This is a genomic window from Spartinivicinus marinus, assembly GCF_026309355.1.
GTDB lineage: Bacteria > Pseudomonadota > Gammaproteobacteria > Pseudomonadales > Zooshikellaceae > Spartinivicinus > Spartinivicinus marinus.
In genome coordinates this window covers 2,195,277-2,208,451 of sequence record NZ_JAPJZK010000001.1, presented here as the reverse complement: position 1 = coordinate 2,208,451, position 13,175 = coordinate 2,195,277, and the positions used below count along the sequence as shown (strand labels likewise).

Annotated in this window: 9 protein-coding genes; 5 read left to right on the top strand and 4 right to left on the bottom strand. The window is 39.0% G+C overall.

Going from position 1 to position 13,175, the window contains the following annotated elements:
• Positions 1 to 312 precede the first annotated feature (312 nt).
• Positions 313 to 1,341 carry an Rpn family recombination-promoting nuclease/putative transposase gene (locus OQE68_RS09920; protein WP_180566411.1) on the bottom strand — a complete coding sequence of 343 codons (1,029 nt, stop codon included), beginning with the start codon at positions 1,339 to 1,341 and terminating at the stop codon, positions 313 to 315.
• Positions 1,342 to 1,699: 358 nt separating this feature from the next.
• Between OQE68_RS09920 and OQE68_RS09915 the strand changes: the two genes are divergently transcribed.
• Positions 1,700 to 4,225: an esterase-like activity of phytase family protein gene (locus OQE68_RS09915; RefSeq protein WP_180566410.1), complete on the top strand. Its 2,526-nt coding sequence runs from the start codon at positions 1,700 to 1,702 to the stop codon at positions 4,223 to 4,225.
• A 740-nt stretch (positions 4,226 to 4,965) separates the two neighbouring features.
• Entirely contained in the window at positions 4,966 to 5,481 is a 516-nt protein-coding gene (locus tag OQE68_RS09910) for a hypothetical protein (protein WP_180566409.1), read from the top strand.
• On the opposite strand, the gene OQE68_RS09905 is transcribed toward OQE68_RS09910, so the two are convergent.
• A complete protein-coding gene (locus OQE68_RS09905; RefSeq protein ID WP_266195515.1) occupies positions 5,482 to 6,552 on the bottom strand; it encodes an IS630 family transposase in 1,071 nt (356 codons plus the stop codon). It lies immediately after the preceding gene.
• A gap of 250 nt (positions 6,553 to 6,802) precedes the next feature.
• Between OQE68_RS09905 and OQE68_RS09900 the strand changes: the two genes are divergently transcribed.
• Complete coding sequence (locus tag OQE68_RS09900; RefSeq protein WP_180568924.1) at positions 6,803 to 6,982, top strand: hypothetical protein; 180 nt, start codon at positions 6,803 to 6,805, stop codon at positions 6,980 to 6,982.
• A gap of 105 nt (positions 6,983 to 7,087) precedes the next feature.
• Positions 7,088 to 10,219: a calcium-binding protein gene (locus OQE68_RS09895; protein ID WP_180568923.1), complete on the top strand. Its 3,132-nt coding sequence runs from the start codon at positions 7,088 to 7,090 to the stop codon at positions 10,217 to 10,219.
• 82 nt (positions 10,220 to 10,301) lie between these two features.
• On the opposite strand, the gene OQE68_RS09890 is transcribed toward OQE68_RS09895, so the two are convergent.
• Entirely contained in the window at positions 10,302 to 11,114 is an 813-nt protein-coding gene (locus tag OQE68_RS09890; RefSeq protein WP_180568922.1) for a Fic family protein, read from the bottom strand.
• Positions 11,115 to 11,431: 317 nt separating this feature from the next.
• Here OQE68_RS09890 and OQE68_RS09885 point away from each other — a divergent pair, with 317 nt between their 5' ends.
• Entirely contained in the window at positions 11,432 to 12,289 is an 858-nt protein-coding gene (locus OQE68_RS09885) for a hypothetical protein (RefSeq protein WP_180568921.1), read from the top strand.
• Here the strand turns inward: OQE68_RS09885 and OQE68_RS09880 are convergent.
• Entirely contained in the window at positions 12,256 to 12,963 is a 708-nt protein-coding gene (locus OQE68_RS09880) for an alpha/beta fold hydrolase (protein ID WP_180568920.1), read from the bottom strand. The genes OQE68_RS09885 and OQE68_RS09880 overlap by 34 nt on opposite strands.
• Positions 12,964 to 13,175: the final 212 nt, after the last annotated feature.

The window sequence follows — 13,175 nt, the reverse complement described above, 5'->3', positions numbered from 1 at the left end:
TACTTGTCACAAATCGGCGTTTTAAATATAGGCCTAAATTAGAATACAAAAACTATTGTATTTAACTGATAATTTACGCAAGTATTGAAATTATAAAAAAATAAGTCGTATAGCTAAAAATAATGATTTTTTAGGGTTTCATCGTTTCTAGACAGCTCTTGGAGACGCGGTACCAGGTTAAATGGAAAAGTTGAGGTGATTACCTCGTACGTAAAATAATTATTAGATGCAACAAAAACAGCGTTCAAACCTGTACAGACAAACTCTTTTACCAAAGTGGTCTATTGCCAGTTAGGTCTGAGTCACTAAATTTTAATTAAATAAATGATCTAACTGGTCGACTTGATAAGCATTTAATAACCAGCGCTTTAATGTTGATTGATCAGCTTCAAGCAGCTTCTCATCAACCCAATCTGGTAGTTCACCAAACCGGTGTTGTAGAACAAAGCGAAGAGAGTTGACTTGTTCTAGCTGCTGGCCTTTGGCAATGCCTATTTGAATGCCTTCCTCTCTACCTTCCAGCCTACCTTCCAGTTTGCCCTCTGCTCTACCTTCAGCTAAACCGTCAGCTTTCCATTGTTTTATCCATTCATCAACACGTTTCGAAAGCATCTGCTGTACCTCATGCAAGTCTTTTAATGCATCTAGTTTTGGCTCACTTTCATGACTTAGCCTCTGCAGTGGGCCTTGCTTTAACCACGCCACAAACGCCTGTCTTAGGCTTGATTGCTGTGGTTTTTCTATCCATTTTACCAGGGTTCCAATAACTTGTGCCAGGTGTTCTATGGTATCAACGTTTTCTAGTCTGAACAGCGTCGCTACAAGATTTTTCAGTGGCTTTAACTCCTCATCAGAAAACTGGTGCTCTTCAATCAGCATAAACTGCTGTTGAGGTTGCCACTGTTGCAATGGCTCAGGCATTGCTTGAACTAAGTCCGATAATTTGGTTGGAGCTCGCCAGCGACGTTCTCCATTATATAACACAATTGGAAATACAGGAGGTAGAGTACGAGTTGTTGGCAATTGTTTAGATTTTATCAAATCTTGGTAAAGTAGCCCAACATAAGTCATTAAGCGTACACTCATCCAGTGGTCAACAGTCGATTGAAACTCTAACAGCAAGTAGATATACAGCCACTCGTTTCCTTCACCGTATTTTACCCGCCAAATCATGTCATTTTCTCGTTCCCTCAAGTCGTCAGATATGTAGCTGCCACTGACACGTTCTAAAGTAGCAAAATCTAACTGAGCAACCCAGGACTCATGAACAAACCCTGTTAAAAGGTCTTCAACCATTTCAGGGTGTGAGAAGAATTGCTTGTAAGCGTGATCATGGGGCATAAAAAACTCAAACAGCGGCTGATAATTAGGCGTTTATTATACTACAAAAGTTAAATTTTAAGACAACTGCAGTTGTGTGGTTGTTTACTTATATATCCATAACCTATTCCTGCCAATTAATCCCTGTTAAAATTACTGTCATCAAGGATTCATATAGTGGCACATGGGTAAAGTTGGGTAAGAATCTTCAAAGCCATTTATTTTCTGGCAAGGCGCTTTTCTGCAGTCATAGTGGAGCTATGTCAAAGAGAAGCAACGCAGTCAGGAGGTAAATGGAGAAGAAGAGGTTACCTTAACTTTACGGATGTGCCACTTGTTGCTTATTTTAGCAACAAAATTAGAAAGGGATGTGTAAGCAATGACTTATCTAAAACACTCGACTCTCGTTTTATCTGCCACTTTGGGTTTGGCTGCTTGTCAGCAACCTGCTCATTTTACGACTAATAGCGAAGCCAATGGGCAATCCAGTGCTATCACTCAACCTACTTTGGTAGGCTTTGCTAAGTTGCCGGCTGATAGTTTTGCGGATGGGCCGGTTTCGGGTGGTCAGCTGGGTAGTAATAATATCAATGGTCAGCAGTTACCGTTTAAAAAGCAGCCTGTTCAAGGCTTTTCGGCAGTGTTAAAGGAAAAGGATGGGCGTTTATTAGCACTTTCCGATAATGGCTATGGCACTTTAGAAACCTCAGCTGATTATTTGTTGCGCTTATATACTTTAAAGCCAGATTATAAAACTCAGGTAGGCAAAGGTTCTGGCAAGGTGAAGGTGGATGGGTTTATTAGTTTGAGGGACCCTAATAAACAAGTACCGTTTGCTATTGTTAATCAATTTACTGAAGAGCGGTTATTAACCGGTGCTGATTTTGATGTGGAATCTGTGCAGCGCGCACCTGATGGCTCATTATGGATTGGTGATGAATTTGGTCCGTTTTTACTCCATTTTGATAAAGACGGCATATTGCTAGAGCCTCCTTATCGCTTACCGAATTTTGCGAGTGATTTAACTAACAAAGCGAAATATTTAAATTCCCCACAAAACCCTTATCTAGAAGAAGGTAGTGCAGTACGGGTAATGAATGCGGTTGCTCAACATGCTAAACAACAGGGCGCTCAGTTTCGGCCGGTATTTTCCCCTTATCATGTCATGTTGCAGGACAACAATCCTAAAGTTACTCATTATGCCCGTGATAAGGGCACACCAGAAGGATTAAAGTTGGCAGCGAGTGGTGTGTTTAGTGTGTCGTCTATGCAAAAAGCCGGTTATCCAGTAGTAACCTGGACGGTAAATGATAAGCCCCGGATGTTAGAGCTAATGAAATTAGGGGTAGATGGTATTATCTCTGATCGGCCTGACTTATTACTGCAAGCAGTACAAGAGTTTGATGCCAATCATGATGGCAAACCAGGTGACTATTTAACTAGAGAAGGGTTAATTGATAGCAGTAAGTTTGATGCCCAAGGCCATCGTGGCGGGCGCAATTTACGACCAGAAAATACTTTACCTGCCATGGAAGTAGCGCTCGATAATTTAATGACCACGTTAGAAACTGATACGGGCATTACCAAAGATGGTCAACTTATATTAAATCATGACCCTTATATTGAAGCAGCTAAATGCCGTAGAAGAGACAAATCAGAATATACGGAAGATAATCAAGCATTAATAAAAGACTTAACAGCTAAACAAATACAACAGCAGTTTATTTGTGATAAAACCTTCCGTGGTGATAGTCAGCAAAACAACCCAGCCTTATCTCCAGTAACGGAGACGTTTGTTAAAACCAAGCGTTTACCTAGTGTATATGTAATGCCAACATTACAGCAGCTGTTTGATTTTGTAACATTCTATCAAGACTATTACACCAGTGGTCCTGGTAAATACCATCCACAAGCGGTTAAACGACGTAAAGTGGCAGCAACAGCACGATTTAATATCGAAACTAAAATAAACCCTCGCAGTGATAAAGATAAACATGGCTACGTTTATAAAGATCGTACAGTAGATGCTAAAACTTTTGCTAGTAATCTAGCTCGGTTAATTAGAAAAAATAACTTAGTTGAGCGAGCAGATATTCAAAGTTTTGATTTTAGTACTTTATTGGAAGTACAGAAAAATTACCCTGCTATTCGCACGGTTTATTTAGTAGGCGATTTTCCAAATGTAGGACCTGATGCTGATGATGGTACTAATTTACAGGATGAAAATGGTAAAAATACCCCTTGGTTATCAGGCCTGTATTGGCCATACCGTAATACTGCCTTAGTAGATGGTATTAGCATAAAGCGCAGTGGAGGGTTTGAAGGGCTTGCCATTTCTAAGGACGGCAAACGTTTATTGGCAATGCTGGAATTACCGGTATTAAGTCATAATAATAATGAAAATAAAAAACCAGCTGATAACAAAAAAAGAAATTTATTAATAAGCGAATTTGATTTGTTGACTAAACAGTTCACTGGTAAACAATACTATTACCCGATGGATCATAAAAGTGTTGCAATAGGCGCGTTTAAAATGATCAATGCAACTCAAGGGCTGGTAGTAGAAAGAGATGCCAGTCAAGGCGATTTAAATGGTTATAAAAAAGTCCATTTAATAACTCTTAAAGAAAATGGTCAGGTTGAAAAACAGGAGCTGGTAGACTTACTCACTATTGCAGACCCGCATAACTTAGCTATGGGTGAAACTGGTGATGTAGGTATCGGCAATAACCAATTTGCTTTCTCCTTCGAAACGATTGAAAACATAGTTATTTTAGACAAAAACCATATTGCCTTGCTGAATGATAATAACTATCCATTTAGTGTTGGTCGACATGTAACTACTAATAAACCAGATGATAATGAGATCATTGTTATTCAATTACCGGAGGGATTGTTGCAGTAGCTTTTGAAGAATAAATATGGAGTAATAGACTGTTCTTCCACCGCTCTACAAGGCCATCCATAGCCTTTAGAGCTTTAGCTGTTCCCAACAGCTGTTTCAGAACACCCTATCACTCCATATTTTCAGCTTTTGCGACAGCCTTGGAGGCTCGGAGAGGGCTGGGGTAAGGGTAATAACTCTGGCACAATCCAACTTCCCCCTTTGAAAAAGGGGGATTGAGGGGGATTTAATAAAACTTATTCAAAATACTTTAAACAACCTGCTCTCCTGTTACGATAAAATTAAAATCCCCCTGGCCTCCTTCTTCTTCAAAGTAGCTGTCGCGAAAGGGTGTTGGAAATAAGTCTTGTGTTCGATATGGGATAACAGGCTATTCCTCGCCGCTCTTGAAGTGCCATCCTTGGTTCCAGTAGCGCTTTTATATCAATTAAAGACGCTACCGCAAGTTTCACAGTAGTAAACTTGCCCATCAAGAGTTAAAGCGACAGAATACCCCATATCCACTTGCTTTTATGACGACCTGCTGAGGAGGACGAAGCTGAATGAGTTTTATACGACAATAGCTTTCAAAAGCTCCTCTAACAAAAAATTTGTAACATCTTGTAAAATACGCTAACTGTTGGCTGATAATTAATCTGTTTGCTGTTGTTTATTATATGGCACAAGTAGTATTAATCTACTTATTTTGGTATCATCCATTGCTTATTTAAGAGTATTTGTCAGGCAAAAGGTAGTCAAATTTGCTGAAAAGTTGTTTGAGGGTAATTGCACTATTTTCAATGGTAATTGGCGGCTTCTGGTGTCTGAGCCTTTTCCCTTCCAGTGGTGAATTGGGTGATAGTCACCGAGAGCTTAAGCTAATAGTAGATATTATTTTTTTCTTTTCCCCCTATTTTAAATCGTTGCTTGAGGCAACTAACTATACCATCTTAAGTTTTGTTATTACCCTGATGTTCTATCCAGTTGTCGTTATTACAATACTGAATTCAAAGGGTAAGGATTACTTTATTGAAAAAAGAGGTAGTGACTGGAAAGCTAAAACTAAGTCATTACTACAAAGTACTTTCTTAATTATAACTCTTAATTGCTTGCACTACTTCCCAGTAGATGCTGCACGTAATGCTGCAGATACTACAGAAAACATTTTTAGCTTATTAGCTGTAGAAAATATTTTGTGTCAAGCATTTGTTATGTGGGTGTTTGGTAGCTGTTGTGCTATAGCTTTCCAGAAAATTAAATTGCAACGAAAATTCTGATTATGCGTCCAATAACTCGTCGTATAATCCAAATAAATTTAAAATCTCTTTGGGTGCATTTTCAAATTTCACTAGCATCTCATTGACCTTACCAACCAAATCTTCAAATGTTGGGAAGTATTGCAAATGGGTCCCTTTTTCTTTTATCTTCTTCCACAACATCTCAATTGGATTATAATCGGGAGAGTAGCTGGGTAAATTGTATACACTAATCCTTTTTTCATGTTTCTTGATAAAATCCTTCACAACTGCCCCTTTGTGGTAGGGAGCCCCATCTTGTATAAGAATAATTGGTTTTCTGGTATTTTTTAAAACTTCCTTTAAAAATTCAATATAGCACTCTCCATTCAGGCGACCTTCTACACCCTTTGAAAAGAATCGGCCTGTAAAATAGTCAATGAGTCCAAATACTTTATACCCTTTCCTTTTACCTGTGGTTTCAATCACAGGCTGTTGCCCGATAGGTGCCCAGGTATAGCTTAAAGTTCCCCACTGCGGAAACGAACATTCGTCACCAAACAAAACATAAGCATTCACTTTACCTGCTCGCTTGAGTATTTCTGGCCACTGCCTCTCAAGCCATTCCTGACGCTTTTCTTTATTCTGCTTGCTGGCCACGAACTTGGCTTTTTGGAACGAAAAACCAAGGCTTTTTAATAACTCACTAAGGTATTTGGCGCTATAAAATACGTTGAATCGCTCTTTGATTAAGTGCTGGATCATAGGCGATCGCCAGCAGGCTCCTGGGAAGCCAGATTTACCCGGACCGTCTTTAATCAACTTACAAAGCTCTTTTCTCTGGCTCTTTGTTAGTTTTGATGGTCTTCCTGATCGATGTTTGTCCAGCAAACCTTTTATTCCACTACTCAGGTAAACATTCAGCCATTGTCGTACAGCTTCTTTGCTTACTTTCAACACTTGAGCAACTATCTCTTTACAATGGCCATCTGCCAGTGAAAATAAGGCTAGTATTCGCTTTATTTCATTAAACTTGCCTTTTTTCTCTGACTTTTTCAGCTCGCTATCGAACAATTTTTTTTGTGCGTTAGTGAGTTTAAGTAAAAAATCCATTTTGTTCCCCCCATGCACATAAAGCCGCAAACTTTATGTGTCTTATATTCTTCTTGCTGAGGGCATATTATAATATTTCTGTAATAAGCTCTAACTTATTTATTGCCAACTTACTTTTCTGGAAGTCTATATATCACTTATATTTTTTTATAGCACTGTTCTTGTAAAAAAAATAGTTAAGTAACACTGTGCTGGATATATATATATAGGGTTAGTTTATCACTATATGAAGATTAGTTAGGAATTAAGAATGAAGGCTTGTGTGCTTATCGTATTACTTATTTTGGTTGTTTATTCGATATTTAATGGCTTTTTTGAGCTATTGATTTTGGTACTAGCTGGCTCTGTTTCATTTTTTTATAAAGGTGAGAATAAAACAGCTGGTGGAGGGTTTAGTGATTCAGGAGGATGTAATGGAGATGGTTGTTAGAGAAAGTAAATAATGTAAGAGTGTCTAAATAACAAGTTATATATTTAATTATTTTGGCTCTAATGTTGAGCAAATTTACTGTTTAACTTATATCAGGTTGTATTCATGAGACAAAGAACAAGACAACAGCTTATAAATATTTCATTAAATCAAATTAACTCATTAATGACAAAGAATGGACGTGCCTTAGGGGCTTACATTAAGCCAACCACTGGCTCAACCTTACTTAATAATATATCAAAGCTGTCATCAGTTTTAGATAGTATTACAGGCGGTAGATATTCAACCTATAATAAAGTTGCAACTCTTGAAGCTATTGTTCTTAGAGCGAAATATGAAAGAAGCCAAGAAATAGATGTATTAAATAAAAGACTAGAAGTACATGGTCACCAGCCTTTGTCTGATCAAGAAACAAACTCTCTTCTTAAGCATGGGCTTACCTCTTTCAAGGATGGTTATAAAGACTATATGGAAGAAAAAAATGCGGATACCAATGATGATAATGATATACCTGTAGAGCCAGCTGAAAGTCCTGAACCTAGTGGCCCAACAAACTCTGAGTCTGCATCAGAGACAGCGCCAGGTGCAACAAATAGTAGTTCCTCTTCTTCTAACTCATCAAGTGAACCAAACACGAATTCTAATAGTAGCAACTCAAATACCTCATCTAACAGTAGCAATTCAAGTAATAGTAGCTCGTCTAATGATGATGGAATCAAGCTTCCCCCTAACATACGACGAGATGGTCCTAACAGTTTCACTGGTGGAACACCTATCAAACCAGGTGGTGAAAGCACAGATTTAACGGGTAGCCCATTACCCGACGGTACTCGTGTAAACCCGGATGGTAATAGTTTTGCTGGGCCTGGTGCGGACTTATTAAATCCAGACGGTGATAAACCAAAGGAACCAACAGAGCCTGCTGCTCCTGGCGAGCCTGGTGGCCCTGCTGAACCAGAACCAGGTAATTCTGAAGGAGGTAATGGCGGTGAAGGTGCTGAGCCTGCTGGCGAAGGTAATGGTGGTGCTAATGAGCGTATTCCCCGTGACCCTTTGATTTTAGACTTAGATGGCGATGGTATTGAATTAACAGAATTAGCCAATAGCCAAGCGTACTTTGATTTGGATGGAAATGGTTTTGCTACTAAAACGTCATGGGTAAGTAAGGATGATGGCCTTTTAGTTTATGACCGTAATGAAGATGGCAAAATTAACGATATTTCTGAGTTATTTGGTAGCTTAGAAAAAGGTGGTTTTGAAGAGCTATCAGAACTTGATTCAAATAATGATGGTGTAATTAATAACCAAGATGAAGCATTTGAGAAATTGCAGATTTGGCAAGATGCAAATGGCGATGGTAATAGCCAAAAAGATGAACTAACGGCAATTACTGATAAGGAAATTAGTAGTATTAAACTGCATTATAGTGACGTCATTAACCAGACAGATACTGATGGCCGTGTCGTTCGTGAAAGTAGCTTTGAATATGCCAATGGTGAAGAAGGTAAACTAGTTGAGTCTGGATTAGTTGGTGATGTTGAGTTTGCTATTCGACCAGAGTTTAGTCGTTATGTTGGCGATGTTGAAATTACAGATGATGTGAAGCAAGTTGCTAATATAAAAGGCTATGGGCTGATGCCAGACCTGCAAATAGCAATGGCTTTGGATAATAATCTAAAACAAAGTGTTATTAATCAGGTAAACGATGGGGAAATATTATCCAACCCACAAGCATTTGAAGCGCTGCTATATCAGTGGGCCAATGTTAACGACATAGCCATTACTGATATTGATTCAGAACCACAGTTGCAAGCAAATGAAGATACACAATCAGTTAAGTTTTCATTAGCTGGCGTAGAGCTGACCTTAAAACAATTAGGTGTTATTAAAAAATATACGGGTATTGATCGGCTACGACTAGGTGATGGCCAGTGGCGAGAAAATGGAGAAATTAAAAATACAGGAAAATTATACCAGCAAGCTTGGAATGAAATTTACCGGAACTTATCTGTTAAATTTGCAGTAGCCAACGGTGTGCTTGAAGATGTTTTACCGCAGCTGACATATAATTTCGATAAGGATGTATTGGTTGCAGCATTTGATGTTGAAAAAAGTGCAGAAAAACTCTACCAATATTACACCCAACAAATTGAAGCGAATAAAACAAACGAAAAAACCGTTAATAAACTGTTATTGGTATTAACGGCTTTAGTTGAAATATCACCTTCAACCACAGAAACTTTAAAACAAGCTTTTATTGATAATGGATTATCAGAGCATATTTTTTCTAACCCAATATTTAAATCCCTAGGCATCATTGATATTGAAGGCTCTTCTTCAAACGATAATCTGCATGGCTCTAATAAAAATGATTTTATTGTAGGGATGCAGGGGAATGATGAGCTGAAAGGTGGTGCCGGTAATGATGAACTGTATGGTGGTGAAGGTAATGACTACCTGGAAGGGGGGGCTGGCAATGACATCTACCACTTTGGCCGCGGCGATGGCCATGACACCATTAATAACTATGACGGCCAGTACAAAACCAGTGTAGATACTTTACAGTTTGGGCCAGATATCCAACCCGCGGATATTAAGGTGAGCCGTAATCAATCAAACCTGTACCTGGAGATTATTGGTACGGATGACCGCATTACGATAAGGGATTTTTTCCATAGCAGTAGCTACCAGTTAGACCAAGTTAAGTTTGCTGAGGGGAGTGTTTGGACGACAGCCGATTTGCACGACAAGAGTCGGTATATAGAGGGGACGGATGGAGTGGATCAGCTGTCAGGCTTTGGTACAAATGATGAGTTAACTGGTCATGCTGGGAATGACTATTTAGAAGGTAAGTCAGGCAATGACACCTACCACTTTGGCCGGGGCGATGGTCAAGACCGGATCAATAACTACGACAGTAACAAGGAAAGCACCGATACCTTAAAACTAACCCAATTAACCAAAAACGATATTTGGTTTAGAAAACAAGGTAACAATATGATTGTTGATGTTATTGGTTCTGCTGATCAAACCACTATCCAAAATTGGTTTTCTGGTGCTAATTATCAGCTTGATAAAATCGAAACTGAAAACTCAGTGCTTGATTTGTCTCAGCTAGATAACTTGGTGCAGGCCATGGCGGCTTTCAATGATTATGAAACGGCTGATGGTAATTTAACGCCAGAAGCTCTGGCTGCTATATCTCCACTATTAGCAACGGCCTGGCAACCAAAATAATAAAATAAATGATTGATTAGTAATAATTGATCATTTAGGTGGCATAAGGAAGTGCCACTTTTTTATTTAAATTTTAAAAAGATTATTTTTTAGCATCCCGCTTTTTCTGCTGTTTCTTGGCATTTGCAATTAAATCTAATGTGGTTTGATAGCTTGTTTTGCAGAAATCAATAAATGGTTTTAGCAGGCTTTCATCTGGCCATAGGTCGGTGTTTTTATCTAAGGTACCTATTTCAAGCTGGTATTCGGCTAGAACTTCTATGTACTCTTTTCTATTAGTTGAGTCGATGACCATGGGCGCATGGCCGGATTTTAATAAGGGTAAATTTGCCAGTAATCTGGCTATTCGGCCATTACCATCCCAAAATGGATGCACATGAACAAACCCCATATGAATTTTTGCATAGGCTTCAATTACGGTATCTAAAGATAGATTTTCACTGTTGTATTGATTGATTGTTATTAACCATTGGTTCATCAATGATGGAACATCGCTGGGAAAAGCATATTCGATGAAGGTTTGTTTACCCTCTTTATTCACTGCATAGGTGCCATTGGGCTCTACTTTCCAAGCGCCATGTGGCTTATAAATATCACTCACTATTTCTGTTTGCACAGCTTTATGCAGGTCGAATAAATCTTGTTCGGTAACGGGTTTATCCAACAAGTTATAAAGGATTTCGATGGCTTTGGCGTGGCCAATCACTTCCTGGTGATCTTTGATTGGTTTGCCGGATACGGTTAAGCCTTCTTCAATGACAAATTTGGTTTCCCCTAGAGTCAGGGTGTTGCCTTCCAATGCAGTAGATGTATGGGTCCACAGGTCACGCAGTTGTTTGAGCAGGTTCTCTTGAAGATCTCTATCAAGCCCCTGTAGAAATGCGAATGATCTCATTGCGCTGGTTTTCCTATAAAGCAAATGAAGTAAGCCCCATCAATTATACCTCTAATGATGCTCTACAGCCTCATTGAGTCGCTACGGTCTTGCATTGACGAACTTATAACCAATTTGTGTTATAACTAACCTCAATTACTAGCAATATTGGATGTTGCGAAAAGTGTTGGTTAATACATATGAGCTAATAGGTTGTTCTTCCGCCGCTCTACAAGTTCATCCCTGGCCTTTAGAGTTAAAGCGGTATCCCGACCGCAGCTGCAGAACAGCCTATTACCTCATATTTCCAGCTTTTCGGCTGTCATAATGGGGGAAGTATGAAGGCTCGTTGGAAGTGTTTGATTAGTTTGTTAGTGATCTTGATGTGCTCTGTCTCCTGGTTGACTTGGGTGGATAAGGAGGCATCGGAGTTAACGGATCAGCAATTGAAACAGGCGGCGGTGACGTTTGCGACTGCGCGTTTACTGAATGGGGTGATCTCGGTTATTCAAGGTACAGAGGTTTCTATTCAGCCAGTTGGAGTGGGGGTAACCATTACTGCGGGGGAAATTTTAGATCCAGTTAATGATTTGGTTGAACGTTTTTCTTGGGTGATGTTGGTTAGCACCACCTCGTTGGGGATTCAAAAACTGATTAATGAATTAATTGCAACGGGTTTAATGAGCGTATTGTTGGCAATCAGTGGGGTTCTTTATCTTTTTGCGTTATGGTTTATCAAAGACATTGGCCTCAAATGGTGGCTGGTGAGTGCAAAATTATTTGCTTGTCTATTCATACTGCGTTATGCGGTGGTGTTAATGGTGTTATTTAATCAAGCGTTGTATTTAGGCTTTTTTGCAACAGAACAGCAGGCTGCTACCCAACGTTTACAAGACACAACAGAACAAATTGAAGCTTATCATCAGGCACAACAACAGGCTTTACAAACTCAACCAGAATCATTTTGGGAAAAACTGAAAAATAATATGGAGCAATTTACAACTCAATTTAATCCTGTTGAGAAAATGAAACAATTAAAAGTAATTTCTGAACAAGCGCTTGAGGATATTATTAAACTTATAGCCAGCTTTATACTACAGACAATTTTATTACCACTGTTGTTTTTGTGGATGATTGTTAAGATGTTAAAACTGGTATCAAGCTATTCTCCGGTAAAGACATCTCCATCTTCCTGACAGGTGTACTCTTCGCGAATGATTTTATAAACAACTTCTGCACATTTTTCTGGATTGGTTTGCAGTAAGAAATGAGTGCCTTTAATTGGGTAGCAGATGCTTTTATTAAACAGCTGACTTAATTGGTGAATAGCTTTATTGCTAACGAATAGGTCAGACGTTGGCTTTAAATAGTGACAATTGTTTTGTCCAGATTTTATATTTAACCGTTTGATTTGGATAAATCGCGATGCTATTACATTTGCATCAACTTGTTTAATCGCGTTACTTAGCTTTGCTTTGATGATATCTGAACAGCTTTTATTCAGTAATACAGATATAGCCAACTTTCTTAGTAAACCCACTTTTTGTAGTAGTAACCAACTAGCTTGAATCAGTAGTGTTGGAGTTAGTTTTAACAAGAAAAAAGGTGGAGTCAAAAAAGAGGCAACCAAAATCAGTCCATTTACTTTTTCTGGGTATTGTTGGGCGAGTTGATAAGCAAGATGCCCCCCAAATGACTCACCAATTAACCAAACAGGTCTATTTTGTTGCTGCAGGGCAGAGTCTAGTTGATTTAGGAGTTCTGGTTGGGTTAATACCTGATTTGTTGGGTAGTGAAGAATAGTTAGGTGGATATTTAGATGTGCCAGAGACTGCTGGAAGTCATTATATATAAGCCCAGTACCATCCATACCAGGAATAAGGATGCAGTGCTCTATAGCTGAATTAGATATGGGGAGCTATCCTTATATGAAAGCGGCTTCTAAATACTCCCTATACCCTTCGCGAATGACTTTTAGGAGTTGTTGTCGTCGAAAAACATAAACTCATGGAGCTTCATCGCTTGGCGGCTGCCCCTAAAAACCATTCACTTTGGCTATATTGTTGGGAGTACTGTGAATTA

Bases quoted from the DNA above. Each gene is read 5' to 3' on its own strand.
- OQE68_RS09890 (WP_180568922.1), bottom strand. From the start codon at position 11,114: ATGAGATCATTCGCATTTCTACAGGGGCTTGATAGAGATCTTCAAGAG.
- OQE68_RS09880 (WP_180568920.1), bottom strand. From the start codon at position 12,963: ATGGATGGTACTGGGCTTATATATAATGACTTCCAGCAGTCTCTGGCA.
- OQE68_RS09915 (WP_180566410.1), top strand. From the start codon at position 1,700: ATGACTTATCTAAAACACTCGACTCTCGTTTTATCTGCCACTTTGGGT.
- OQE68_RS09895 (WP_180568923.1), top strand. From the start codon at position 7,088: ATGAGACAAAGAACAAGACAACAGCTTATAAATATTTCATTAAATCAA.
- OQE68_RS09905 (WP_266195515.1), bottom strand. From the start codon at position 6,552: ATGGATTTTTTACTTAAACTCACTAACGCACAAAAAAAATTGTTCGAT.
- OQE68_RS09920 (WP_180566411.1), bottom strand. From the start codon at position 1,341: ATGCCCCATGATCACGCTTACAAGCAATTCTTCTCACACCCTGAAATG.
- OQE68_RS09885 (WP_180568921.1), top strand. From the start codon at position 11,432: ATGAAGGCTCGTTGGAAGTGTTTGATTAGTTTGTTAGTGATCTTGATG.
- OQE68_RS09900 (WP_180568924.1), top strand. From the start codon at position 6,803: ATGAAGGCTTGTGTGCTTATCGTATTACTTATTTTGGTTGTTTATTCG.